Here is a 25,227-nt window from a genome sequence, read left to right as displayed (position 1 = left end):
GTGGAATTTGGGCACAAAAAAAGGGCGCGCTTGCCGCGCGTCCCTTTTGCGAGAGCGCGGGGTCTTCCCTCGCGCGCGGGTGGGTCTTAGACCAGTTTTCAGGACGGCGAAACCCCGAAAAACGCCCATCAACCGGCAATTTTGACCGGTTTTGGCCGCGCCTGCCAGCCGCGGGCGAGGTGCACCAGAAGCGAGGCCGCAACGCTCGTTCCACCGATCCAGCCGAGGTCATCAGGCGAGAGGGTGGCCAGCACCGCGCCGCCCAGCGCTCCACCAATGGCGAAGCCGAGATACATCGACGAGGCGTTGAGCGAGAGCGCGATCATCGAAGCCTGCGGCTCGATCCGGATGATGCTGGCGATCTGGGCCGGATAGAACGCCCAGCCCGAGAGGCCCCAGAGGAAGATCGTGCCGAGCACCGCATAATGCGCCTGTGCGGGCATCAGCTTCAGGACCAGCGAATGCAGGATCAGGGCGCCCGCCATGCCGGCGAGCCCGAGACCTGCGGTCGCGAGCGTGCCGAGCCGGTCGGCGAGAACGCCGCCGACCATGTTCCCGATCGCCGCCGCGCCGCCGAACACCAGCAGAGCAAGGCTGATCTGCGAGGCGTCGAAGCCGAGGCCGCGCAGCGGGACTGCGAAATAAGTGAACACCGTGAAGCCGCCCAGGGCCCACAACATCGTGATCAGCAGCGCGACCACAACGTTGCGGTGGCGCGCCACCGCCAGCCTCTCGCCGAGCGAGGCCGTATTGCACGGCAGACCGCGCGGCAGCCCGAGCAGCAGGCCGGCGAGCGCAACAGCGCCGATCAGGGCGACCATGGCGAAGGTTGCACGCCAGCCGAACAGGCTGCCGACGAGATTGCCGAAGGGAACGCCGATCACGGTCGCAACCGTGAGGCCGGCGGTGACGAGCGCCACCGCGCGGCCGCGCCGTTCGGGCGCGGCGACCGCCACGGACACGGCAAGCGCCGTCGGCATGCACAGCCCCGAGCCCAGCGCCATCAGCATCCGCGAGGCCAGCAGCAGGGCGTAGTTGGATGCGACCATCGCGGCGAGGTTGCCGGCGATGAAGGTCGATAGCGCCAGGGCCAGCACGGTCCGGCGATCGATATTGTTCAGCACGACTGCGAGGATGGGCGAGCCCACCGCATAGGTGAGCGCGTAGGCCGTGACCAATTGGCCTGCGGCCGAGACGGAAATCGATAGGTCGGAAGCGATCGCCGGCAAAAGCCCTGCAATGACAAAGCCTTCAGTGCCGATCGCAAAGGCCGCCAAGGCCAGCCAGAGCACGCTCATCGGAAACTTTCCTTGTGTTCAAGATTCATTGAACTATCGAACGAAGCGATTTCGCTGTCAATTGGTTCAAGAACTATTGAACATTGCGGGCGCATCGTTATGATTCCCGGACCATGAGCCGCACGCCGCACCATCCAACCCGCGAGCAGATCGAACTGCCGATGGTCCTGGATTGCCTGAGCGATCCGATCCGTCTGGCGATCGTCTACCAGCTCGCCCAGCAGGAACGTGTCAGCAGCGAACTCCGCTGCAGCGACTTCAGCGCGCTGAGCGGCAAGTCCAACCTCGCCTATCACTTCGCCAAGCTGCGCGAATGCGGCCTAATGCAGACGCGCATCGCGGGCACCAACCGCTTCATGCGGCTGCGACGAGAGGATCTGGAGGCGCGCTTCCCGGGCCTGCTCGATGCGGTGCTCAGCTCCGCAGCCAAGGATGCCGACCGGCTTCCGCTCGTGTCCGGCTGCGACTTGATCGAGGTCGATCGAAAATGAGACGGTTGCCCGCCGCCGCTCTGCGAGCTACGGCGCGGCAAGGCTGGCTTGCCGAGCCGAAGCTGCGGTAGCAGCGAAGGCTGGAGACCCGGCCTGGATTTGAACCAGGATGTAGAGCGTTGCACCGCCCTCGCGTAGACGCTTCCGCCACCGGGCCGCGGCGATCATTACCGATTGCAGTGCGACAAGCCACAACGGCTAATTGTTATGCTTAACGGATCAGAGGCGGCCTGGCGATGAACGTCATGCGCCAGCGGTTGTGGCCGATATTGCTGTGGGCGCGCTGGGCCGCGAAGCCCGCCGCCTTCAGCTTGGCCGTGACCTCGTCCTCGCTGTAGCGCCGCAGCCCGATCTTCGAGCGCAGCTGGCGATAATCCGACAGCGCGGTGCTGATCAGCCCGATCAGCGCGTCCTTCAGAAAGCCGTGGCGCAGGCCGAAGCCGAGCAGCGCCATCACGTCCCTGGCCATGCCGACCTGCGGCTGGAGAATGTCACCCAGCACCAGCTTGCCGGAGGGTTTCAGGATCCGGCGGATATTCAATAGCGCCGCATCGAGCTCGTCCGGCGTCATGTATTGCGCGACCGAGTTCATCACGACGAGGTCGATCGACTGGTCCTGCATCTTGCGGACGTCGTCGAGCGAGCGGACGCGGATCTTGGTGTTCGGGGCAAAGCGCGCGATGAGTCGGCCGCGCACGCCGGGCGCGGGCTCGGCCAGGATCAGCTTGCCGCAGGCGGCTGCCACCTGGTTCGCCGACAGCGCTTCCCCGCAGGCATAGTCCAGCACTGTCGCATCGGGCGAGGGGATGTAGCCGATGATATCCCGCGCAATGATCTGGAAGTGCAAGTCGCGATGCAGCTTGCTGACATAGATCGTATGCGTCGAGTCGTAATAATCGATCCAATCGTCCATGGTATTCGAAGGTCCCGGCCTAACGGTTCCGCTAGTGGAACCGGCGCTGTCCGCCTTGCGTTAGGGGTGCGACGGCGCGCCGTCAATGTCCGCGTCCTAACAGGAAGGTCTCCCGTGAGCAAAACCAACAACAAGGTCTCGCCCGAACTCGATACCCCCACCGATCTGTCGCCCGACGGGGTCAAGAAAGTCTCGGAGGCGCTCAACGTGCTTCTGGCCGACGCCTTCGCGCTTTATCTCAAGACCAAGAATTTCCACTGGCACATCAGCGGGCGCCACTTCCGGGATTACCACCTGCTGCTCGACGAGCAGTCCGACCAGATCTTCGCCACCACCGACCAGCTCGCCGAGCGTGTCCGCAAGATCGGCGGCACCACGCTGAAGTCGATCGGCCAGGTCGCAAAGCTCCAGACCATCAAGGACAACAACGAGGACTACGTCCCGCCGCGCGAGATGCTGCGCGAGCTGATGCAGGACAACAAGCTCGTCGCGGCCGCGATGCGCAAGGCGCACGATGTCTGCGACGAGGCCGGCGACGTCGCCAGCGCCAGCATTTTGGAAAACTTCATCGACGAGACCGAGCGGCGGACCTGGTTCCTGTTCGAAGCGACCCGGCAGGAAGGTGGCAACGAAGCGTAGGACACAGGGCGGTAGGGTGGGCAAAGCGAAGCGTGCCCACCAACTGGATTGTACGGATGGAGTAGTGGGCACGGCGCGCAAGGGCGCGCCTTTGCCCACCTATCGCACCGCGCTTGTGGCTACCGCCACAACCGCATCAATGCCCCATCCTTCCCCGTCACGGGATCAGCCGGCGGCAGCGCGACGCGTGGAATCGTCTTCAGCGCTTTGGCATGATTCTCCGGCGTTGCCCGCGTGATCTCCATCTTCGCGCCCGATGGATAGGCGCCGATCACGCAGAAATCATCGCTCGCCTTGATGCATTGATGCCCGGTGCCGGCGGGCAGGATCGCAACGTCGCCGGCCTGGATCTGAAGCTCCTGGCCATGGTCGCCGCCGAAGCGGACGCGGGCGCTGCCGCGCGCGACGCCGAGCACCTCATGCACCGTCGCATGATAATGCAGATAATCGTAGACGCCGTTGCGCCACGTCCCGCCCCAGCCGTTCGCTTCGAACAGAAGTTCGATCGTCTCTTCCGGGCGCTTTGGGTCGAGCTTCACCGCGCCCTGGTAGACCAGGAACGGAAGGATGTTGTTCGGCACGAGACCGTCATCCTCGAACACGATGGCGAGCGGCTCGGCCTTGTCGCGGACGACGGACATGGCTGGGCTCCTGCGTCAGGGTAGCAGGAATCAACGAGAACAGTGAGGCGGCGTTCCTGGTTCTGTCATTCCGGGGCGACGCGCAGCGTCGAACCCGGAATCCATCGTGCTGCAGAGTCTGTTGGCCGATGGATTCCGGGCTCGCGCTACGCGCGCCCCGGAATGACGAAAAAGCCCGGGCTTTGTCGTGAAGTATCCGAGGAGAACGCGTCTCACGCGCTCTTCTTCTGCCGCATCAGGTCGGCGAAACGCTGGAACAGATAGTGCGAGTCGCGCGGGCCGGGTGAGGCCTCGGGGTGGTACTGCACCGAGAACACCGGCTTGCCGTCGAGCTGGATGCCGCAATTGGAGCCGTCGAACAGCGAGATGTGGGTTTGCGTAGCGCCCTTCGGCAGCGTCGTCTCGTCCACCGCAAAGCCGTGGTTCATCGAGGTGATCTCGACCTTGCCGGTGGTCTCGTCCTTGACCGGGTGATTGGCGCCGTGATGACCCTGATGCATCTTCTTGGTTCTGGCGCCGACGGCGAGCCCCAGCATCTGGTGGCCGAGGCAGATGCCGAAGGTCGGCGTGCCCGACTTGATCACGTCGCGGATCACGGGCACGGCGTACTTGCCGGTCGCGGCCGGATCGCCGGGCCCGTTCGACAGGAACACGCCGTCCGGCTTCAGCGCCAGGATGTCCTCTGACGACGTTGTCGCCGGCACCACCGTCACCTTGCAGCCGACGCCGGCGAGCAGGCGAAGGATGTTGCGCTTGATGCCGTAATCGATGGCGACGACGTTGAACTCGGGCTTGTCCTGCCGGCCGAAGCCCTTGTCCCAGGCCCAGGGCGTCTCGTCCCAGGTGAAGCGCTGGCCGCTCGTCACCATCGGCACGAGGTCCATGCCTTCGAGGCCCGGCCACTCGCGCGCCTCTTCCTTGAGGCCATGCAGATCGAACTCGCCGGTCTTCGAGTGCGCGATCACGGCGTTGGGCATGCCCTTGGAGCGGATCAGCGCGGTCAGCGCGCGGGTGTCGATGCCGGAGAGGCCGATGATGCCGCGGGCCTTGAGCCACGCGTCGAGATGCTTGGTGGCGCGATAGTTCGAGGGATCGGTGATCGCGGTGCGCAGGATCACGCCGCGCGCGCCCGGCGTCGCCGCCATATTCACCGTCTCGATGTCGTCCTCGTTGGTGCCGACATTGCCGATATGCGGGAAAGTGAAGGTGATGAGCTGGCCGGCATAGGAGGGATCGGTCAGGATCTCCTCATAGCCGGTCATCGCCGTGTTGAAGCAGACCTCACCGACGGCGTGGCCTTCGGCGCCGAGGCCAAAGCCCTCGAGTACCGTGCCGTCGGCAAGCACGAGGAGCGCGGTCGGTTTATGGTCCGGCCAGGCGGGATCGTTGTCATGTTGTGTCATGAGCGCGTTTCATAGTCCCCCCGCGCGCGCCCGTCAAAGCGGGAGAGGCCGGATTCACATGCGTTTTTGCATATTTGACAGGCGGCTTGAGGCACTTTGAGCCGGAACGGGCAATTTTGCGCCATTTCAACCGCTGGCGAGGAAACAATGAACCGGCGATCGCTCCGGTATGGCCTCTTGCCCGCGAACGGCTTAGATCAGGGGGTCAGATTGAGAGGACCCGACATGCTGCGCGACGACATCAACAATGCGGTCAAGGAGGCCATGAAGGCCAAGGACGAGCGCAAGCTGTCCACGCTGCGCATGGTCAACTCGACCATCAAGAATGCCGACATCGACGCGCGCGGTAGCGGCAAGCCGCCGCTGTCGGATGGCGACATCCTCGCGGTGCTACAGAAGATGATCAAGCAGCGCCAGGAGGCGGTCGAGCTCTACGACAAGGGCGGCCGCGCCGAGCTTGCCGCGCAGGAGCGCGAGGAGATCGCGGTGATCTCGGCGTATCTGCCGAAGCAGATGTCCGAGGACGACGTGAAGAAGGCGATTGCGGACGCGATCGCCGAGACCGGCGCAGCCGGCATGAAGGACATGGGCAAGGTGATCGCCGTGCTGCGTGCGAAATACGCAGGACAGATGGATTTCGGCAAGGCCAGCGGTTTGGTGAAGGCCGCGCTGTCGGCCTAGCCGTCATTCCGGGGCGACGCGAAGCGTCGAGCCCGGAATCCATCGTGCTGCCGGCCCTGTTGCGAAATGGATTCCGGGTTCGCGCTACGCGCGCCCCGGAATGACAACAAAAACAAGGGAGGCACGGTGACCGCCATCCATCCATTTCGCATCGCCATCGGCGACGACATCCTCGCCGACCTGAAGTCGCGCCTTGCCCGTACGCGCTGGCCGGAGGCGGAGCTGGTCGACGACTGGAGCCAGGGCGCGCCGCTGAAATGGATCCAGGAGATCTGTGCCTACTGGGCCAAGGACTACGACTGGCGGGCCCGCGAGGCGAAGCTCAATCGCTTCGCGCAGTTCACCACCGAGATCGACGGGCTCGATATTCATTTCATTCACGTGCGCTCGAAGGAGCCGTCGGCCCTGCCGTTGATCATCACCCATGGCTGGCCCGGCTCGATCGTCGAGTTCCAGAAGGTGATCGCGCCGCTCACCGATCCCGCCGCGCATGGCGGCAATCCCGCCGATGCCTTCCACGTGATCTGTCCCTCGCTGCCGGGCTTCGGCTTCTCGGGCAAGCCAAGGACCACCGGCTGGGGCGTCGATCGCATTGCCGCGACCTGGGCCAAGCTGATGGACCGTCTCGGCTATGCGCGCTACGGCGCGCAAGGCGGCGACTGGGGCTCGGCGGTGACGACCTCGCTCGGCGCGCATGACCCCGCTCATTGCGCCGGCATCCATATCACGCTCGCCTTCAACGCGGCGCCGAAGGTCGAGGGTGAGCCGACGGCAGAGGAGAAGCGCGCGCTTGCCGGCCTCAAGCATTATGTCGATCTCGATTCCGGCTACTCCAAGCAGCAATCGACGCGGCCGCAGACGCTCGGCTATGGCCTGACGGATTCGCCGAGCGGGCAGGCGGCCTGGATCCTGGAAAAGTTCTGGGCCTGGACCGATTGCAATGGCCATCCCGAGAACATCTTCAGCAAGGACGAGCTGCTCGACAACGTCATGCTCTATTGGGCGGCGCAGACGGCGACGTCGTCGGCGCGGCTCTATTGGGAGAGCTTCGGCAAGCGCCGCACCACGCCGGTGGTGAAGGTGCCGACGGGCGTCGCGGTGTTTCCGAAGGAGATCATCACGCCGGTGCGGCGCTGGATGGAACCGAACTTCCCCAACATCACGCATTGGAGCGAGATGGAGAAGGGCGGTCACTTCGCCGCCTTCGAGCAGCCGGAGCTGTTCGTGCGCGATGTCAGGACGTTCTTTGCGACGGTGCGGTGACCCCTGTCATTCCGGGGCGCCCGCAGGGCGAACCCGGAATCCATTGGGCCGCGGCAAACGCTACGCAATGGATTCCGGGCTCGACGCTGACGCGTCGCCCCGGAATGACGTCCCGAGCTCTTGTTCCGAGCATTCACAGCTCTAGACTGGGCCATAACAACACACCGGGAAACGACCAAGCCCATGCTCACCGAAGCCGCAACCTACGACGAGCTCGTCCGCAACTTCCGTTGGGACATCCCCGCGCGCTTCAACATGGCGGAGGCGTGCTGCGATCGCCATGCCGACGGCAGCGGCCGGCTTGCGCTGATCTATGTCGACGAGAACGGCGCCACCAGCCGCACCTCGTTCGACGAGGTCGCGGAGATGTCGCGCCGTTTCGCCAATGTGCTTAAGGCCGACGGACTTGTCCGCGGCGACCGCCTCGCGGTCTTCCTGTCGCAGTCGCTGGAATTGCCGATCGTGCACATGGCGGCGTTTCGCTCCGCCATGATCTCGATCCCGCTGTTCGCCCTGTTCGGCGAGGACGCGCTGGAGTTCCGCCTGTCGAACTCCGAGGCCAAGGCGATCGTCACCGACGAGGGCGGCTGGGAAAAGCTGTCAAAGATCCGCGACCGCCTGCCGGAGCTGAGGAACGTCTACATCGTTGGCGCGCGCGCCCCCGCCGGCACGAAATCGTTCTGGGCTTCGGTGAAAGCCGCTTCGCCCGACTTCGCGCGCGCGGATACCTCGGCCGACGATCCCGCGCTGATCATCTACACCTCGGGCACGACGGGTAATCCCAAGGGCGCTCTGCATGCGCATCGCGTCGTGCTCGGCCATCTGCCGAATGTGGAGATGTGCCACAACTTCTTACCCAAGCCCGGCGATCTCATGTGGACGCCGGCGGACTGGGCCTGGATCGGCGGGCTCATCAACGGCCTGCTCGCGTTCTGGTACCACGGCATTCCGCTGGTCGGCCATCGCGCGCGAAAATTCGAGCCGCAGGCAGCGATGCAGATGATGGCCGATCTTTCCGTCCGCAACGTCTTTCTGCCGCCGACGGCCTTGAAGCTGATGCGGCAGGCCGGCGTCAAGCATTCCGGCGTGAAGCTGCGCAGCATCTTCACCGGCGGGGAGTCGCTCGGCGGTGAATTGCTCGGCTGGGTGCGCGAGACGTTTGGTGTCGACGCACATGAGGTGTTCGGCCAGACCGAGTGCAACCTCGTGATCGGCAGCAATTCCAACCTGTTTCCGATCCGCCCGGGTTCGATGGGCAAGGCGACGCCCGGCTTCGACGTCCGCATCGTCAACGACAAGGGCGAGGAATTGCCGCGGGGTCAGCGCGGCATCATCGGCGTGCGCCAGCCATGTCCCGTCACCATGCTGGAATATTGGCGTAATCCGGAGGCGACGGCGAAGAAATATGCCGGCGACTTCCTGCTCACCGGCGATCTCGGCGTGCAGGACGAGGACGGCTATTTCTGGTACGTCAGTCGCGAGGACGACGTCATCACCACGGCCGGCTACCGCGTCGGCCCTTCCGAGATCGAGCACACGCTGATGAAACATCCGTCGGTGGCAATGGCTGCGGTGGTCGGCATTCCCGATCCGATCCGCACCGAATCGATCAAGGCCTGGATCGTGCTGCGTCCGGGCTTTGCCGGCAGCGACGCGCTGGCGCGCGAGATCCAGGACTTCGTCAAGGTGCAGCTCGCCGCGCACGAATATCCGCGCTTCGTCGAATTCGCCCAGACGCTGCCGATGACGGCGACCGGCAAGGTGCTGCGCCGCGAGCTGCGGGCCAAAGGCTGACTTCTCACAAGGGCTGGCTTCCGACCATGGCAAAGACGTCTCAAGCCGCGGGGCTTCACCGCGCCTCGCTTGCAAAGCTGCACGAGCTCGATGCGGCGCTGGAGCTCATGTACTACGGCTGGCGCGGCATGACGCTGCAGGCCGACGCATATCTGGCCAAGCAGGGCCTGTCGCGTCCGCACCATCGCATCCTCTACGTGGTGGCGCGCCGGCCCGACATCGCCATCGGCGCGCTGATCGAGATCCTCGGCATTTCCAAGCAGGCCCTCAACCGGCCGCTCAATCTGCTCGTGGAGCGCAAGCTCCTGACCTCGAAGCGCGCGCCGGAGCAGCACCGCTCGAAACTGCTGCGCCTGACCGAAGCGGGGCGGCGCATCGAGCAACGGGCCTCGGACCACGAGCGCCAGGTCCTGCGCGAGGCGTTCGAGCGCGTCGGGGCGAGCGGTGCGGCGGGATGGATCGGCGTGATGGCGGCGATCGCCGACAACAATTGATGGAAATCTCAAGTCAACATAGTTGACATGAGGCGTGCGCTTTGCCACCTTCCCGGCAACGAGCCAAGGGGAGGATCCGTGTCGTGAGCGGACAGGCAATGAACCGCGCGACCGCCGCAAGCTTCGTCGCGGCATGGTGCGCGAATTGGTGCAGGGTCGATATCGACGCGGTCGTCGCCCATTTCGCCGACGATGCGCAGATGCGCAGCCCTCTCGCTCTCACCCTGACGGGGTCTCCGACCGTCACCGGCGCCGAGAACATCCGCGCCTATTGGCGCAAAGCCTACGGCCACATCGAAACTGCCGACCTGAAGATCCTGGGCTGGAGCTGGGACGAGGCGATCGCGCGGCTGACGGTGTGGTGGCAATTGGGCGACACGCGTGCCAGTGAATTCATGGATTTCGACGATGTGGGCCGTGTGGTGCGCAGTGAAGCTTTTTACGGGAAATAGCCATGCGATTTTCGGACATCGTCCTGCTCCTCAACACGCTCTGGTTCGTCGGGGCGTTCATCCAGTTCAGCATCGCGCAAACCAACACGTTGAAGATCCTGCTGCCGCGGGAGGAGCGCAGCAATCCGATCGCGCCGACCCTTGCGGCGAGCGTCGCGTTCCTCGGCGGCATGAATCTGCCGATCGGGCTCTTGTCGCTCTATCTGCTGGCGGCCCGTCCGTCCTTCTTCCAGCCGGTCGAAGCGCAGCTCGCGCTGTTTCTGTTCTTTGCCGCCTGCCATTTCAGCCAGTTCGCCTACAATGTCCCGGTGCTGATGCGCGGCGGCCGCGTCGGGGTGGCCTATTGGCCGGTGTTGAAGGGCCCGATGCTCCGGATCTTCGTCATCGATGCGGCTCTGTTCGCGGCCAATCTCGCAGTGGCGCTGCAGCTCACGATCGCGTCCTGATCTACCGCGGCGGCACCGACAGGGCCGTGCGCAGCATCGCGGCGAGATCCTTGCGCCGGAACGGCTTGGTCAGAATGCGCGCGTCGATCCCGTCGGGCGTCTTGACCGGATCCTGGCTGTAGCCGGATGTGAAGAGCACCTTGAGTCCAGGCCGCAGTTGAAGGGCCTGTCTCGCCAGCTCCGGCCCGAACATGCCGCCGGGCATCACGACGTCGGTGAACAAAAGCTGGATGTCCCCGGACTGGCGCAGCGCGTCCAGCGCCGCAGGTCCGTTCGCCGTCGAGATGACGCGGTAGCCGAGCGCCCTCAGCTCGTTCTCGACATAGGCGCGCACCATGTCGTCGTCCTCGACGACGAGGATCGTCTCGTGGCCCTCGGGTGCGGCGACAGGCTCTGCCGGTGACGGCTCCTCGTTCGGCGACGTCGCGAGGCGGGGAAAGAACAGCCGGACCACGCTGCCTTGACCCGGTTCGGACTGCATCTGCACGAGCCCGCCGGATTGTTGCGCAAAGCCGTAGACCATGCTGAGGCCGAGGCCGGTCCCCTTGCCGACCTCCTTGGTGGTGAAGAACGGCTCGAACGCGCGCCCCAACACCTCGCTGCTCATGCCGGACCCGGTATCCTTCACGGCCAGCATGACGTAGTCGCCGGGCCGCGGCTCGCCGTTGACGTCGAGGTCGGATTCGCCGAGCGATGCATTGCGCACCTCGACCGTCAGCTTGCCGCCGTCAGGCATCGCGTCGCGCGCGTTGAGCACGAGATTGAGCACGGCTGTCGCCAATTGGCCGGGATCGACGCTGGCGAGCCAGAGATCCGGCGCGAACGCGAAGCTGGATTCGATGTGCTCGCCCAGGGTCCGCTGCAGAAGTTGCGTCATGCCGGTCACCTGCTCGGCGATGTCGATCTCTCGCGGCCGCAGCGGCTGCTTGCGCGCGAAGGCGAGCAGGCTCCGTGTCAGGTCGGAGCCGCGCTCGGCGGCGGTGGCAATGTCGTCGGCGATCCGGTGCAATTCCTTGTTCCCCGCAAGCCTGTCGGCGAGGTGCTCGGAATTGCCGAGAATGACGGTCAGGAGATTGTTGAAATCGTGCGCCACGCCGCCCGTGAGCTGGCCCATGGCTTCCATCTTCTGGGACTGGCTGAGCTTGTGGCTGAGATCGGCGATGGCGGCGCGCTGCTGCTCGAGCGATTCGGCCGTGCTGTTGAGCAGGGTCATCAATCCGCCGAGCTCGCCGCCCGGGTGAGGCTCCGGAATGCGCGCGCTGAGATCGCCCCGCCCGAGGTTCTTCGCCATGGCGGCGAGCCGCCCGACCTGCCGTCCGATGCTCACGGTCGTGAGAATCCAGAGGCCGGCGAGGAGCAGCAGCGAGGCCACTGCCAGAATCGCCATGTCCTCGTAGAGCCGGCGGTTCGCTGCCGCGACCAGTCCGTCCTTGGACCGCCCAACCAAAATGTAGAGTCCGGCCTTGCGGATCGCCGGCGAGCGGGCAAGGCCCCAGATCTGCGTGCGGCCCCCGCGATCGGTGATCTCCCGGAATGGCTCGCCATCGGGCGCTGCCGCGAAGCGGAACAGGTCGGAGCCCGCAATGGATCCGCCGACGGGTACGCTCCAGCCGCCACCCTTGGGCGCGGCCAGGACCGTGCCTTTGGCGTCGACGAGCAGGATGTCCTTCTCGGCGAGCAGCCGCTTGTGGTGAAACTCCGCGAATTTGTTCAGGTTGAACGATGCGAGCAGCACGAATTTCAGCGCGCCCGTATCCGATCGCACCGGATAGGCGATCTGCAGCACCGACAGTCCAGTGAGGCGGCCGAACACCGGCTCCACCGCGACGACGCCCTGGAGATTCTTGACCTCCTTGAAATAGCTGCGGTCGTTCAGGTCGAGCGTGCGGTTGGTCCGCAGCGAGTCACAGAACAGCCTGCCGTCGGGATCGATGGTCAGGATACCCGTGAACTGCGGATATTCCTCGCGGACATCCGACAGAAACGCCGAGCATGCCGCCTTGTCGCGCGTGTCGAGGTCGCGGGCGCGGGCGAGCCCGTAATGAAGTTGCGCAGTGCCCTGGATCTTCTCGCCGAGATCGCTGGCGATGTCGTCGGCCGATGCGGCGAGATTGGCCAGCGCCGTGTCGATCTCGCTGGTCCGGTTCTGCACGAAGCGCAGCCCGACCAGAATCGCCGGCACGAGCATGGCCGCGATGACGAGGATCAGTAACCGGGTACGCAGGCTCATCGGTGGGTGATCTGCTCTCTCGGGCGAGGGTGCTCGGAGGTACAATTTGCGGCACGAGCATCCGCCCCGTCCATAGCCGTCGGCGCGAAAATCGCGCGAAAGGCTTAAGATTTCCGAGTGCGAGCGATGTTGCGTCGCTTCTCCTCATCGCGCCGGCCGGCCTCGAGTTGCGCCGCCGCGCGGCGGCGCTAATATCGCGGCATGCGCGCGACGAAGATCGCGCCGATGTGCGGAGGAAGCTGATGTCCATCTCGGGCAAGGTCGATCCGGTGGTGCGTCCCGTGGCGGCGGCCGACATCGCCGAGGCGCTGGTCGAGGGCCTGCGCGATTTCCAGGCGCTGCCGCTCTACGGTCTCTGCTTCGGCGCGCTCTACGCCGCCGGCGGCATCGTCATCATGCTCTGTCTCACCGCCTTCGGCATGGTCTATCTGGTCTATCCCCTCGCTGCCGGTTTTGCGCTGATCGGTCCGTTCGTTGCGATCGGCCTTTACGAAGTCAGCCGGCGCCGCGAGCGCGGCGAGCCGGTCTCGTTCTCTGCGATCTGGTTCGCAATCCGCGCGCGCAGCGAGATCGGCTGGATGGCCTTCGTGACGTTGTTCATGTTCGTGATCTGGATGTACCAGGTGCGGCTCCTGATCGCGCTGCTGCTCGGCCTCAACGCTTCGTTCTCGAGCTTGCAGGAGTTCATGACGGTGGTGCTGACGACCAGCGAGGGCCTGCTGTTCCTGGCCATCGGCAATGCGGTCGGGGCCGTGCTGTCGCTGATCCTGTTCTCGCTGACCGTGGTGTCGTTCCCGCTGCTGCTCGATCGCGAGGTCGATTTCGTCACGGCGATGGTGACGAGCGTGCGCGCGGTGGTGACGAGCCCGCTGCCGATGATCGGTTGGGCCGCCGTGATCGTGATGCTGCTGATCGTCTCGGCGCTGCCCTATTTTCTCGGGCTGATCGTGACGTTGCCGGTGCTGGGGCATGCGACGTGGCATCTGTACCGGCGGCTGGTGGCGCCGGTGTAGCTTATCGCTCCCTTCGCCCCGTGGGCAGTGCCGTAGGGTGGGCAAAGGCGCACTTGCGCCGTGCCCACCACTGACCCAATACAGCATAGAGGCGGTGGGCACGCTTCGCTTTGCCCACCCTACGATATCTCTCCCACAAGGGGAGAGGGGAAGATGCTTGTCCTTCTTCAATCACGGCGTCTTGATGCCCATCGCCTTCAGCGCTTCCAGCAACCTCACCGGCGGGGACATCTCGATCTTCGGCGCCTTGCCCGTTTCCAGCAGGCTCTTTAATCCGGAGAGGATCGCGGGCCAGCCGGTGCGGCCACCGGAGAGGATGTCGTCGCTGAGCTCGCGGTCGTGACGTTCGCTCATGGTGAGGCGGACGGCTTCGCCGGCCTGCTCGATCTCATAGTTGACAATGGTGGTGCCGAGCTTTTCCACGAGGCCCGGCCAATTGACGTTCCAGCTCACCGTGAGCCTCCTCGGCCGATCGTACTCGAACACTTCGCCGCGGATGTGCTCGGAGCCGTCGGGCGCGTGCACAATGAAACTGCCGCCGAGCTTCGGCTCCATCTCCACCGCAAAGCCGGAGAAATATTTTCGGCTGAACTCGGCGGACGTCAGCGCCTCCCACACCTTGTCCGGCGTCGAGGCGATGTAGATGGTGTAGACGGTCAGCGGCTTGAATTGATCGAGGTTCATTTTTTTGCGTCGAATCCCTTGTTGAGCGCCGTGCGCGGGATGGCGAGGACCTGGCCTCTCTCCAGCAGGCTCTTGAGCCCGGACAGGATCGCCGGCCAGCCGTTGGAGACGGCGCCGAGATATTTGCCGCCCTCGACGAAGCCGTCATGCAGCACGGTCAAACGCACGAGCGGGCCGAACGGTTCGAGCGTGAAGACGACGCGCGAGGCCGGCTCGTTGCGCAGCTCCTCGAACTTGTGGTGCTTGAAGCTGTAGGACAGGCGCCGCGGCGGATCGGATTCCAGGATCTCGCCGGAATCGGTGACCTCACCATCGAGCAGAAGCGCGAAGGGAGAGCCGACCTTCCAGTCCGAGCGAACCTCGGCGCCGAACCAATATTGCCTGGTGAACTCGCTCGACGTCAGCGCCTGCCACAGCTTCTCGGGCGTGGTCTCGATGTAGGTCACGTAGACGAACTCCGGCTTACTCATCGCGTTTCTCCAACTGGCGTTTCAATTCGCTGAGCGCGGCGAGCTTGCTGCGCTCGAACTTCTTGATCCAGCGCTCGCCGATCTGATGGATCGGCACCGGGTTGAGATAATGCAGCTTCTCGCGGCCCTGCCTGATGGTCGTGACCAGGTTGGCCTCTTCGAGAATGACAAGGTGTTTTGTGACGGCCTGCCGCGTCATGGCGAGGCCCTCGCAAAGCTCGTTCAATGTCTGGCCGTTCCTGGTGTGAAGCCTGTCGAGCAGCGACCGTCGTGACGCATCGGCGAGCGCTTTGAAGACTTCATCCATGGTCGAGATAATAGGCAACCAAATGGTTGCATGTCAAGTGAAGGCGAAGAGAGAGGGAACGTCTTCCGTTCCAACGCTCGCCATGCATTAATGCGGCAGAACCGCCTTCAGCGAGTCCCTTCCATGATGTCCATGCAAGCCTATTTCGCCTTCGTCGCCGCCTGCATTGCGCTGGCGCTGCTGCCGGGGCCGATCGTCACCCTCGTGATCGCCAATGGCTTGCGCCACGGCACGCGTGCGGCGCTCATCAACGTGGCCGGCGCGCAGGCCGGGCTTGCCATCGTCATCGGCATCGTCGCGATCGGCCTGACCTCGCTGATGGCGACCATGGGCTATTGGTTCGATTGGGTGCGCTTTGCCGGCGCCGCATATCTCGTCTGGCTCGGCATCAAGCTGATCTGGGCGCCGGTCGAGGGCGTCGATATCGACGCGCCGCCTCCGCCGCCGCGCGGCGGCTTCTTCCTGCAGGGCTTCCTGGTGCTGCTGTCGAATCCGAAGGTGCTGGTGTTCTTCGGCGCTTTCATCCCGCAGTTCATGGACATGAGTCAGCCGCACTTCCCGCAGGTCGCGCTGCTGGGTGTCACCTTCATGGTGACGGCCGTGCTGACCGATGCGCTCTACGCGATTGCCGCCGGGCGCGCGCGAAAATTCTTCTCGGCGCGCCGCACGCGGATGATGTCGCGCATCTCCGGCGGCTTCATGATCGGCGGCGGCATCTGGCTGGCGCTGACGCGGGCGAAGTGACCGCTTACGCCATTCCCTGGTTGCGCAGCGTTGTCTCGATCTCTCTAAGGATCCGCGCCAGCCGCTCGGCCCATTGCTGCTGGCCGCTCTCCTCAGTGATCAGATCCTGGCGGATCTCGATGCCGGTGTTGACGAGGCCGCGCGCCTCGCCGTGGACGGGAATGGTGTAGTCGGTGATGTCGCTCACCGCGTAAGGCTGGTTGTCGCCGACGACGAGCGCGCTCTCGTCCCGCAAATGCTTCAGCATCAGCCGCGGCAGCACGGTGTCGCGCCGATAGAGCGTGCCGATGTGCCAGGGCCGCGGCTCGCCGTAATAGACCGGCGTGAAGCTGTGCAGCGCCACCAGCACCGTCGGCTTGCCAGCGTTGACGCGCGCATCGATCGCCGCGCCAATCCGGCGGTGATAGGGATCGAAGATCTCGCGCCGGCGCATCTCCTTGGCCGCGGCCGATAGATCCTCGTTGCCGGGGATGGCGGTTGCCTCGGAGATCACCGGAATCGAGCTTGCGACACCGGGCGGGCGGTTGCAGTCGATCACCAGGCGCGAATAGCGCTGCGCGATCAGATGCGCATCGAGCATCGCGGCGAGCCGCTCGGCGACGCCGGCGATGCCGATGTCCCAGCCGATGTGCCTGACGAGATCGCCCTCCGCGACCCCGAGATCGCCGAGCGCGCGCGGCAGCACCCGTCCGTAATGGTCCGCGGTGAGCAGGAACGGCGATGTCCCTGCCGTATTCACCTCATGCACCGGCGGAATGTCGCCCTCTCCGAGCAATTGATCCGCTACGTCGGCAATATCCAAAGCCATCCTGATTTGCCTATGGAATGACAAAGTGTGTAAACGGAGTAGCGGTATCGCACCGACGCCGCAACGTTGGAACAGCATGAGCTCGGATCGACTCTTCGTTTACGGCACCCTGATGCGCGGCTTCGACCACCCGATGGCGCGGCTGCTCGCGGGCCATGCCGAATTCCTCGGCGAGGCCACCTGCCGTGGCCGGCTCGTTCTGGTGAAGCACTATCCGGGATTGCTGCTCTCCGAGGCGCCGGCGGACATCGTTCATGGCGAGCTCTTTCACCTGCGCGTGCCGGACGAGCTCTTGCGCGAGCTCGACATGTACGAGGCCTGCGGCGAGGGCTTTCCCGAGCCGACGGAATATCTGCGGCAGATGATCGAGGTGACGTTGCCCGGCGGCACCACCGAGAAGGCCTGGACCTACGTCTACAATTGGCCGGTTACCGATCTGCCGCGCATCGAATCCGGGCGATTCCTGGAGCACTGACAGCGAATGCGGTTTCACTTCTCCCCGCTTGCGGGGAGAGGTCGGATTGCATCGAAGATGCAATCCGGGTGAGGGGGACTCTCCGCGAGTCTAACTGCCACCATCCTTGCGGAGACTCCCCCTCACCCCAACCCTCTCCCCGCAAGCGGGGAGAGGGAGCAGACCTTTTATGCCGACAGCACTTCCTTGACCACGCGCACGTCGACCTCGCGCTCGACATAGCTCCACTCCTCGGTCCGCCGCAGCATCGCCACCAGCTCCTCGAACAGCGAGGCGTGCGCGGGGGCGAATTCGAACCAGGTCAGGAAATCGAAGGGGCCGCCGAGGTCGCGGCAATGATAGAGCTGGCGTGCGATCGCGGGCAGAAAACGAAGACTGCTGGCGATGTGGTGCGACTTGTCCTCAAAAATCCTGCGGCGCTCTTCCTGGGTCAGGTCCCACCAGGCCTGCGACTTGCGGATCGGGATCAGCGCCGCGCTGGTGGCTTCCAGCCGGCCGAGGCCGGCCTGCACGGCGACGAGCTGCTGCTTCTCGCCCCGCTCGGTGTAGCGCAGGCTGCTCGCAACGCCGACCAGCCGCCAGGCATTGCGCGAGGGCACCAGCGGCAACGAGACGGCCTCGCTGTCGGTCACCGACAGCGCCGGCACGAAGGGCAGGGGCTCGCCCGTCACCGGTGAAATCGAGGTCACGCGCCAGCCCCCGCTGTGGCCGCCTCGAAAGGTCCTGAACATGGCGGTATGGAAGCGTGGAACCGGCCGCGGTTCAAGTGGCTCGTCATTCCGGGGCGCGCCCCTTGGCGCGAGCCCGGAATCCATTTCTCCGAGCGTCCCGGCGGCGCCATGGATTCTCAGGTGCGCAATTGCGCACCATAGCTCGATGCTTTCGCATCGCCCCGGAATGACGGGAGATGACGGAGGCCCTGTGCATAGGTCGAATAACCCGGATAAGCCCGACAAACCTGGCCTTTGGCCGCGCCGCACCTATATCCCTGATCCCTCGCCCGACTCACCCCGGTTCGCGCTACACAGAGCCCATGCGCTTCACGCCCCAGTTCCTCGACGAGCTTCGTGCCCGGCTTTCGGTCTCCGAGGTCGTGGGCAAGCGCGTCAAGCTGAAGAAGGCGGGGCGGGAGTGGAAGGGGCTGTCGCCGTTCCAGCAGGAGAAGACGCCGTCCTTCTACGTCAACGACCAGAAGGGTTTTTATCACGACTTCTCCTCGGGCAAGCACGGCGACATCATCAGCTTCGTGATGGAGACCGACGGCCTGCCGTTCGCCGAGGCCGTAGAGCGTCTCGCCAACATGGCGGGCCTGCCGCTGCCGGCGGTGACGCCCAACGCGGCGCGCGAAGAGCAGCGGCGGCGCTCGCTGCATGACGTGATGGATCTCGCGGCGAAATTCTTCGCCGAGACGCTGGCCTCGCGTGTGGGCGCGAAGGCGCGCGGCTATCTCGCCGATCGCGCCATCTCCCCAGTGACGCAATTGCAGTTCCGCCTCGGCTATGCGCCGGGCGAGAAATTCGCGCTGAAGGAGCATCTCGGCAAGCTCGGCGTCTCCGTCGACGACATGGTCGAGACCGGGCTGCTGGTGGCCGGCAACGACATCCCCGTGCCTTACGACCGCTTCCGCGATCGCGTGATGTTTCCGATCACGGATCTGCGCGGCCGCGTCATCGCCTTCGGCGGGCGCGCGCTGGAGAAGGACGTTCCGGCAAAGTACCTGAATTCGCCGGAGACGCCGCTCTTCCACAAGGGCGACAATCTCTACAACCACCAGACCGCGCGCAAAGCCACCCATGACGGCAGCCCGCTGATCGTGGTCGAAGGCTATGTCGACGTCATCGCCATGGTCACCGCGGGCTTTGCCGGCAGCGTCGCGCCGCTCGGCACCGCGCTCACCGAGAGCCAGCTCGCGCTGCTCTGGAAGATGGCGGACGAGCCGATCCTCTGCTTCGACGGCGACCGCGCCGGACAGAAGGCGGCGTATCGTGCTGCGGACCTTGCCTTGCCATTCCTCGCACCCGGCAAGAGTCTTCGCTTTGCGCTGCTGCCGGAAGGGCAGGACCCTGACGATCTCGTGCGCTCAGGCGGCCGTGGCGCGATCGAGGAGGTGATCGCCGCCGCCCGTCCGCTCGCCGACATGATCTGGTCGCGCGAGCTCGAGGGCGGCAATTTCGCCACGCCCGAGCGGCGCGCCGCGCTCGAGGCCCGCATCAAGGACCTCACCAACGGCATCCGCGACGAGGTGGTGCGGCGCTATTATCGCGACGACTTCGTCGAGCGGCTGCAGCGCACCTTCGCGCCCGAAGGCGGGCGCGGCTTTGGCGGCCGGGGCAATTTCCGCCCCGGTGGCGGCCGGCCGTTCCAGCCGCGGGGCGGTCCGAATCGATTCGGCGGACAGGGGTTCGGCGGCGGCCGTCGCGGCGCCCCGGGTCCGACCCTGCTGCCCTCCGGCCCCTATCAGGCGGCGAGCCCCCAGTTGGCGGCAAGCCCGATCATGCGGGGCCAGCGCAGCGCCATCTCCCGTCGCGAAGCCCTGATTCTGCAAAGCCTGATCAACCACCCCTGGCTGCTGCACGAGCATTTGGAGGAGGTCGCCGCCCTGGAGCTGGCCCATCCCGAGGCCCACAAGCTCCGGGCCGGCATCATCGCCGCCTTCGCCAACGACCATCACCACTCGCCGGACCCCGGCGAGCTGGCCGAAAAGATGCGCGGCGACCTCGAAAAGGGCGGATTTACTCAAACTCTTCAAAGGGTTGAGAATGTCATCACGACCCAGGCGGTGTGGGCCGCCCGCGAGGGCGCGGCCCGGGATGACGTTCTTGCCACCTGGCACCAGCTGGTTGCCTTGCATCGGCAATACCATTCACTACTTAGAGAGCTGAAAGACGCCGAGCTGGCCTTGGGGGAGGATCCCAGCGAGGCCAATTTGGCGTGGCTGCGAGACGTCAAGGCTCGGATAGGGGAAGTCGACGGTACCGAGGCCCTGATCGAGGGTTTTGGCGAGCTGTCGGGCCGGCTCCAGAAGAGCATGTGATGAAAGAATCATGCGGACGGCCGCGGCCGGAACCGCTAAAAGACTCGCCAAATCCATGATTTGGCGGCAAAAACAGGGTTAATCGAGGCTTAACGGTCTTGTAGCACTTTGGCCCGGAGGCGGCCGCAGGCATAACAGACGCGTCAGGAATGAATCCGCGCAATCGCTGTTGGCACTACACCTGCATCCGCCGCGACAAAGAGGCTGACGAAGCGTTAGGCAATTCCGGCGAGAGAAAGTTGGGGGTGGCGAGAGGTTTGTGCGCCGCCCTTTCCGTGTCGAGAGCTGCCGAAGCGAGAGCGTCGAGCAACAGGTTCATGTGAATTCACGCGAAGGCGCGGCGGGCGTCTCGCATGAAGCGCGTTTAGGAGCAATGGATGGCCACCAAGGCAAAGACGCTGCAGGCGAAGGACAAGGAAAAAGACGACAAGGCAGCGGATGCGCCGGAGAAGGATTCCCAGGACGCGCCCTCGCCCTTGCTCGACCTGTCCGACGCGGCCGTGAAGAAGATGATCAAGCAGGCCAAGAAGCGCGGCTTCGTGACCTTCGATCAGCTCAACGAAGTCTTGCCGTCCGACCAGACCTCGCCCGAACAGATCGAGGACATCATGTCGATGCTCTCGGACATGGGCATCAACGTCACCGAAGCCGACGATAGCGAAGGCGAGGAGGAGAAGGACGAGGGCGAGGACGAGACCGATAACGAGCTCGTCGAGGTCACCCAGAAGGCGGTCACCGAGGTCAAGAAGAGCGAGCCGGGCGAGCGCACCGACGATCCCGTGCGCATGTATCTGCGCGAGATGGGCACGGTCGAGCTGCTCTCCCGCGAGGGCGAAATCGCGATCGCCAAGCGCATCGAGGCCGGCCGCGAGGCGATGATCGCGGGCCTCTGCGAAAGCCCGCTGACCTTCCAGGCCATCATCATCTGGCGCGACGAGCTCAACGAAGGCAAGATCTTCCTCCGCGACATCATCGATCTCGAAGCGACCTATGCCGGCCCGGACGCCAAGGGCGGCATGAACACCGCGATGATCGCAGGTCCCAATGGCGAGGGCGGCGAAGCCTCTGCCGAGGGCGGCGAAGCCACCGCGTCTGCAGCCGCGCCCGCCCATGTCGCGCCGCCCGCCGCGCCGCCGTCACCGACCCCGTTCCGCGCCGCGCCTGCCGGCGGCGGTGCTGATGCCGGCGAGGAGAAGGATCCGGGCGAGGCTGCGGCCGAAGCCGACATGGACGACGACGAGTTCGAGAACCAGATGTCGCTCGCGGCGATCGAGGCCGAGCTCAAGCCGAAGGTGGTGGAGATCTTCGATCGCATCGCCGACAGCTACAAGAAGCTGCGCAAGCTTCAGGAGCAGGACATCCAGAACCAGCTCCAGAACGAGTCGCTCTCGCCGCACCAGGAGCGCAAGTACAAGAAGCTGAAGGACGAGATCATCGTCGAGGTGAAGTCGCTGCGCCTCAACCAGGCCCGCATCGACAGCCTCGTCGAGCAGCTCTACGACATCAACAAGCGCCTCGTCTCGCATGAGGGCCGCCTGATGCGCCTTGCCGACAGCCACGGCGTCGCGCGCGAGGATTTTCTGCGCAACTACACCGGCTCGGAGCTCGACCCGCGCTGGCTCAACCGCGTCTCGAAGCTGTCGGCGAAGGGCTGGAAGAACTTCGTCCACCACGAGAAGGACCGCATCAAGGACCTCCGCCACGAGGTGCATCAGCTCGCCGCGCTGACCGGCCTCGAGATCGTCGAGTTCCGCAAGATCGTGCACTCCGTGCAGAAGGGCGAGCGCGAGGCCCGCCAGGCCAAGAAGGAGATGGTGGAAGCCAACCTCCGTCTCGTGATCTCGATCGCCAAGAAGTACACCAACCGCGGCCTGCAGTTCCTCGACCTGATCCAGGAAGGCAACATCGGCCTGATGAAGGCGGTCGACAAGTTCGAGTACCGCCGCGGCTACAAGTTCTCGACCTACGCCACGTGGTGGATCCGGCAGGCGATCACTCGCTCGATCGCCGACCAGGCCCGCACCATCCGCATTCCCGTGCACATGATCGAGACGATCAACAAGATCGTGCGCACGTCTCGCCAGATGCTCAACGAGATCGGCCGCGAGCCGACCCCGGAAGAGCTCGCCGAAAAGCTCGGCATGCCGCTGGAGAAGGTGCGCAAGGTCCTCAAGATCGCCAAGGAGCCGCTGTCGCTGGAGACGCCGGTCGGTGACGAAGAGGATTCACACCTCGGCGATTTCATCGAGGACAAGAACGCGATCCTGCCCATCGACGCCGCGATCCAGTCCAACCTGCGCGAGACCACGACGCGCGTGCTCGCCTCGCTCACACCGCGCGAAGAACGCGTGCTGCGCATGCGCTTCGGCATCGGCATGAACACGGATCATACGCTGGAAGAAGTCGGCCAGCAGTTCAGCGTGACGCGCGAGCGTATCCGTCAGATCGAGGCGAAGGCGCTGAGGAAGCTGAAGCATCCGTCGAGGTCGCGGAAGTTGCGGAGCTTTTTGGATAATTGATTCGATTTCAATCAGAACGAAAACGGCGGGCCAACAGCCCGCCGTTTTTGTTTGACCCGGCTCTCGCCACGTCATTGCGAGGAGCGCTTGCGACGAAGCAATCCAGGCTGCGCTTGTACTCACCAGGCGATTGCCTGACCCATGCCCGCTTCTATTCCAACAGCAACAAAGCGCGGACGGTGCCCGACTCCCGAGATGGGCCAAAAGAGACCCTACTCCGGTGGCACACCAAATTTGATTTTACACCTCGAGTGATCGGCGATGGTCACGACAGAGATTTTGCTTTTTGATCTTGAACCGTCCTGCATACGCGTGCAGGTTCTATGTGCGCGATTGAGCGGCCGCCAGCGCACAAGTAGCCGTCATACCAATGCAGCTCGCTGATGCCGACGCTATTTGCGATCGGCATATGGGGGTTTGTTGCGGGGATTCTCTGATGCGCAAGGAGAAGAACATGACGGCCAAGACCCTAATAAGCTCATTGCTTCAATACAAAGCCGCCTCGAATGCGGAGTTGCTTCTCGCCTTGAACACCGTCGATGCTGAACCGCACACAACGGAATATCGGGCAGCACTGCGTGTTCTGAATCACGCCCACATGGTCGACCGAATATTTGCCGCCAATCTTCAAGGCGAACGTCACTCATACGCGGCGAATTGGAGCGCTGACACGCCCGTTCTTGCTCAACTCGCCCCAAGCATTCGACTAACGGACCAGTGGTACATTGATTACATTTCGCGAGCGAGTTCTTCTGACCTCGAAGAACTGGTCGATTTCACCTTTACAGATGCGACGCAGGGACGGATGTCTCCGAGAGGAGATGCTTGCTCATGTGGTTACCCACTCCGGGTATCATCGAGGTGAGGTAGGTCGTCTCCTTCCGAAAATTGAAAGTACGGCGATGCGTGATGTGTTCGCTGGATATCTGCATAGGTCCGATCCCTCGCGTACCCAGCGTTGATTGCATCAGCCGATGCTAGATGGCATTTCTGGGTCAAAATCGGCGATCCAGATTGCTGCGATCAGCGTCCGCTCCACGCCCGACAGCCGACACCTCAACGGGCATTCTGCTTGGCCGCGACGGGCCACAAGCAGGCTTGTTACTCGCCCCTATAGACAGATACCTCAATGCCCATCCCTGCCTCACCCGCAGCCGCGACAACATCGGCGGGGATGGTTAGATATTTGGCCATGAGCGAGTCGGGAAAGACCATAGCCACGTCCACGCTCGGTCGCCCGATCTCGCCTTTCGCCAACAGACCCGGAATGACGGCGCCAATCGAACGGATAAGATCGAGTAAAGCAGCCCATTGATCTTCATGATCTCCGTTATCGATTTGGGCATACGCAAGACGAGATGACGGTTCATAACGATCGACTTGTAGCTTCAATGATGTGTCCAGATCGGAACGCGAGAGAGCTACGTTTGGTATGCGAATTACCACGGTCAGCGGCTGGGATAGCTTCATACATACCCTCCCGTTTTTCTCAAGGCGTCCGCCGAGGTTCATAAGCGGTGCTCAGCGGGCATCGCCATGTAAGTCAGCCACCGACCGAGTGCGGACCTTCAAGACTGCCGAACTGCGCTCCCTATGATCGAAGGGGCAAACTTTTCAAATCCCAGGTAGGGCCGATCGGCTCGCGCGCTACTGGGCGTTCCACCAGCGTCGTACATTGGAGAACAGCCGTCCGAAAATGAACAGCCCAGCAGCAATGACGAGCACGGCTGTCACGAGAGCCGATACAAAGGTGATTGGGTCGCTCTCAAAGCTGACGAGTCTTGACGAGCCCATCCAACCAGGGCCGTAACCGCGCGAGTACAGTTCTCCTGTCGTGAATACGCGACATATCTGGGCTAGCCCAAGCCACGTCGCGAAGGCGAAGAAGGGCACGCCGACGGCGAGTGTGGCTATTGCCTTACCGGTTTGCAGCAATTCCCGCATTCGAACTAGTCGGTTCCCCCACACTACGATGATCGCTCAAGCGGCGGCCTTCCACAATCATAGTTGCAGCAAGGAAACCGACAAACAACCTTTGAAGGTTCACGAAAAGCCGCGACATCGATAAAGAACCGTTAAGGAAGCGATACCTCGACTGGCCGCTCGCCGCGAAAGTTTCGCTGCTATTCGAGGTCTGCATGGGTCAAAATGTGAGAACTCAAGTTTTAAAAATCAGGTCTGCTCTGCCGCCCATCCCCACAGACGCATCTCTGGATTGCTTCGCTGCGCTCGCAACGACGGGGACAGGGCCGAAGCCTACCTCTTCTTCGCCCCACCCTTTGAATCCGCTCGATCTCCAACGCCGGCCTCGCGCTCTTTTCCGCGACTCGCGATCCTGCTCCCCAATGAAGTTGAGCGCGGGCTCGTCGCCGTCGAGGCCGCCGCGTAATTCGGCGGGCCTAGGGCGGCCGCCCTTCCTTGTGCCTTC

General features: G+C 64.0%; 24 protein-coding genes, 1 tRNA gene and 1 pseudogene. 14 read left to right on the top strand and 12 right to left on the bottom strand.

All coding sequences use genetic code 11. From position 1 onward, the window contains the following. Positions 1-128: 128 nt before the first annotated feature. A complete protein-coding gene (locus AB7M16_RS13615; protein ID WP_453944202.1) occupies positions 129-1,298 on the bottom strand; it encodes an MFS transporter in 1,170 nt (389 codons plus the stop codon). A gap of 113 nt (positions 1,299-1,411) precedes the next feature. Here AB7M16_RS13615 and AB7M16_RS13610 point away from each other — a divergent pair, with 113 nt between their 5' ends. Next, a complete protein-coding gene (locus tag AB7M16_RS13610) occupies positions 1,412-1,789 on the top strand; it encodes an ArsR/SmtB family transcription factor (RefSeq protein ID WP_172788992.1) in 378 nt (125 codons plus the stop codon). Between the two features lie 81 nt (positions 1,790-1,870). On the opposite strand, the gene AB7M16_RS13605 is transcribed toward AB7M16_RS13610, so the two are convergent. Beyond that, positions 1,871-1,946: transfer RNA gene (locus tag AB7M16_RS13605), tRNA-OTHER, on the bottom strand. 54 nt (positions 1,947-2,000) lie between these two features. Continuing rightward, positions 2,001-2,702 carry a class I SAM-dependent methyltransferase gene (locus AB7M16_RS13600; protein ID WP_453944201.1) on the bottom strand — a complete coding sequence of 234 codons (702 nt, stop codon included), beginning with the start codon at positions 2,700-2,702 and terminating at the stop codon, positions 2,001-2,003. 114 nt (positions 2,703-2,816) lie between these two features. Between AB7M16_RS13600 and AB7M16_RS13595 the strand changes: the two genes are divergently transcribed. Continuing rightward, a complete protein-coding gene (locus AB7M16_RS13595) occupies positions 2,817-3,341 on the top strand; it encodes a Dps family protein (protein WP_172788994.1) in 525 nt (174 codons plus the stop codon). Positions 3,342-3,460: 119 nt separating this feature from the next. On the opposite strand, the gene AB7M16_RS13590 is transcribed toward AB7M16_RS13595, so the two are convergent. Together AB7M16_RS13590 and carA are read right to left on the bottom strand one after the other, a co-directional pair. Continuing rightward, entirely contained in the window at positions 3,461-3,982 is a 522-nt protein-coding gene (locus tag AB7M16_RS13590) for a cupin domain-containing protein (RefSeq protein WP_260382209.1), read from the bottom strand. Between the two features lie 212 nt (positions 3,983-4,194). Further along, a complete protein-coding gene (gene carA, locus AB7M16_RS13585; protein ID WP_172788996.1) occupies positions 4,195-5,385 on the bottom strand; it encodes a glutamine-hydrolyzing carbamoyl-phosphate synthase small subunit in 1,191 nt (396 codons plus the stop codon). 225 nt (positions 5,386-5,610) lie between these two features. Here carA and AB7M16_RS13580 point away from each other — a divergent pair, with 225 nt between their 5' ends. The 6 genes from AB7M16_RS13580 to AB7M16_RS13555 all read left to right on the top strand — a co-directional run bounded on the left by AB7M16_RS13580 (position 5,611) and on the right by AB7M16_RS13555 (position 10,515). Further along, positions 5,611-6,066 carry a GatB/YqeY domain-containing protein gene (locus AB7M16_RS13580; RefSeq protein ID WP_212259940.1) on the top strand — a complete coding sequence of 152 codons (456 nt, stop codon included), beginning with the start codon at positions 5,611-5,613 and terminating at the stop codon, positions 6,064-6,066. Positions 6,067-6,192: 126 nt separating this feature from the next. Then, complete coding sequence (locus AB7M16_RS13575; RefSeq protein WP_453944200.1) at positions 6,193-7,329, top strand: epoxide hydrolase family protein; 1,137 nt, start codon at positions 6,193-6,195, stop codon at positions 7,327-7,329. Between the two features lie 183 nt (positions 7,330-7,512). After that, positions 7,513-9,123, top strand: coding sequence for an AMP-binding protein (locus AB7M16_RS13570; protein ID WP_453944199.1), 1,611 nt, complete (start codon positions 7,513-7,515; stop codon positions 9,121-9,123). 26 nt (positions 9,124-9,149) lie between these two features. Further along, on the top strand, positions 9,150-9,617 hold the full coding sequence (locus AB7M16_RS13565) for a MarR family winged helix-turn-helix transcriptional regulator (protein ID WP_453944198.1): 468 nt from the start codon (positions 9,150-9,152) through the stop codon (positions 9,615-9,617). Between the two features lie 98 nt (positions 9,618-9,715). After that, positions 9,716-10,069, top strand: a complete 354-nt coding sequence (locus tag AB7M16_RS13560; RefSeq protein WP_453944197.1) for a nuclear transport factor 2 family protein — start codon at positions 9,716-9,718, stop codon at positions 10,067-10,069. A 2-nt stretch (positions 10,070-10,071) separates the two neighbouring features. Beyond that, positions 10,072-10,515, top strand: a complete 444-nt coding sequence (locus tag AB7M16_RS13555) for a hypothetical protein (RefSeq protein WP_036030342.1) — start codon at positions 10,072-10,074, stop codon at positions 10,513-10,515. A 1-nt stretch (position 10,516) separates the two neighbouring features. On the opposite strand, the gene AB7M16_RS13550 is transcribed toward AB7M16_RS13555, so the two are convergent. Next, complete coding sequence (locus AB7M16_RS13550) at positions 10,517-12,745, bottom strand: ATP-binding protein (protein WP_453944196.1); 2,229 nt, start codon at positions 12,743-12,745, stop codon at positions 10,517-10,519. 242 nt (positions 12,746-12,987) lie between these two features. On the opposite strand from AB7M16_RS13550, the gene AB7M16_RS13545 reads away from it, so the two are divergent. Beyond that, positions 12,988-13,758, top strand: coding sequence for a DUF2189 domain-containing protein (locus AB7M16_RS13545; RefSeq protein WP_453944195.1), 771 nt, complete (start codon positions 12,988-12,990; stop codon positions 13,756-13,758). Positions 13,759-13,929: 171 nt separating this feature from the next. Here AB7M16_RS13545 and AB7M16_RS13540 read toward each other — a convergent pair whose 3' ends face one another. From AB7M16_RS13540 to AB7M16_RS13530, 3 genes are read right to left on the bottom strand one after another with little or no spacing between them, the layout of a single operon-like run. Further along, complete coding sequence (locus AB7M16_RS13540; RefSeq protein ID WP_453944194.1) at positions 13,930-14,442, bottom strand: SRPBCC family protein; 513 nt, start codon at positions 14,440-14,442, stop codon at positions 13,930-13,932. Then, positions 14,439-14,912 carry an SRPBCC family protein gene (locus AB7M16_RS13535; protein WP_453944193.1) on the bottom strand — a complete coding sequence of 158 codons (474 nt, stop codon included), beginning with the start codon at positions 14,910-14,912 and terminating at the stop codon, positions 14,439-14,441. Before AB7M16_RS13535 ends, AB7M16_RS13540 begins: the two co-directional genes overlap by 4 nt. After that, complete coding sequence (locus AB7M16_RS13530) at positions 14,905-15,219, bottom strand: ArsR/SmtB family transcription factor (RefSeq protein WP_212259926.1); 315 nt, start codon at positions 15,217-15,219, stop codon at positions 14,905-14,907. Before AB7M16_RS13530 ends, AB7M16_RS13535 begins: the two co-directional genes overlap by 8 nt. Before the next feature lie 123 nt (positions 15,220-15,342). Here AB7M16_RS13530 and AB7M16_RS13525 point away from each other — a divergent pair, with 123 nt between their 5' ends. Continuing rightward, a complete protein-coding gene (locus AB7M16_RS13525; RefSeq protein WP_212259924.1) occupies positions 15,343-15,963 on the top strand; it encodes a LysE family translocator in 621 nt (206 codons plus the stop codon). Between the two features lie 4 nt (positions 15,964-15,967). Here the strand turns inward: AB7M16_RS13525 and AB7M16_RS13520 are convergent, their stop codons facing one another. Next, positions 15,968-16,771, bottom strand: a complete 804-nt coding sequence (locus AB7M16_RS13520) for an N-formylglutamate amidohydrolase (RefSeq protein WP_453944192.1) — start codon at positions 16,769-16,771, stop codon at positions 15,968-15,970. A 76-nt stretch (positions 16,772-16,847) separates the two neighbouring features. Here AB7M16_RS13520 and AB7M16_RS13515 point away from each other — a divergent pair, with 76 nt between their 5' ends. Further along, on the top strand, positions 16,848-17,246 hold the full coding sequence (locus tag AB7M16_RS13515; RefSeq protein ID WP_439364607.1) for a gamma-glutamylcyclotransferase: 399 nt from the start codon (positions 16,848-16,850) through the stop codon (positions 17,244-17,246). A gap of 167 nt (positions 17,247-17,413) precedes the next feature. Here AB7M16_RS13515 and AB7M16_RS13510 read toward each other — a convergent pair whose 3' ends face one another. Then, positions 17,414-17,977, bottom strand: coding sequence for a chlorite dismutase family protein (locus tag AB7M16_RS13510; protein ID WP_453944191.1), 564 nt, complete (start codon positions 17,975-17,977; stop codon positions 17,414-17,416). A 302-nt stretch (positions 17,978-18,279) separates the two neighbouring features. On the opposite strand from AB7M16_RS13510, the gene dnaG reads away from it, so the two are divergent. The 3 genes and pseudogenes from dnaG to AB7M16_RS13495 all read left to right on the top strand — a co-directional run bounded on the left by dnaG (position 18,280) and on the right by AB7M16_RS13495 (position 23,761). Beyond that, positions 18,280-20,280, top strand: a complete 2,001-nt coding sequence (dnaG, locus tag AB7M16_RS13505; RefSeq protein WP_453944190.1) for a DNA primase — start codon at positions 18,280-18,282, stop codon at positions 20,278-20,280. Between the two features lie 377 nt (positions 20,281-20,657). Next, on the top strand, positions 20,658-22,799 hold the full coding sequence (rpoD, locus tag AB7M16_RS13500) for an RNA polymerase sigma factor RpoD (protein ID WP_172789012.1): 2,142 nt from the start codon (positions 20,658-20,660) through the stop codon (positions 22,797-22,799). Positions 22,800-23,253: 454 nt separating this feature from the next. After that, positions 23,254-23,761, top strand: a pseudogene (locus AB7M16_RS13495) (DinB family protein). Positions 23,762-23,900: 139 nt separating this feature from the next. Here the strand turns inward: AB7M16_RS13495 and AB7M16_RS13490 are convergent. Further along, on the bottom strand, positions 23,901-24,269 hold the full coding sequence (locus AB7M16_RS13490) for a hypothetical protein (RefSeq protein ID WP_212259912.1): 369 nt from the start codon (positions 24,267-24,269) through the stop codon (positions 23,901-23,903). Between the last annotated feature and the right edge of the window lie 958 nt (positions 24,270-25,227).

It is taken from the genome of Bradyrhizobium sp. USDA 372 (assembly GCF_053629095.1).
This window is presented reverse-complemented; position numbering and strand designations above follow the sequence as displayed.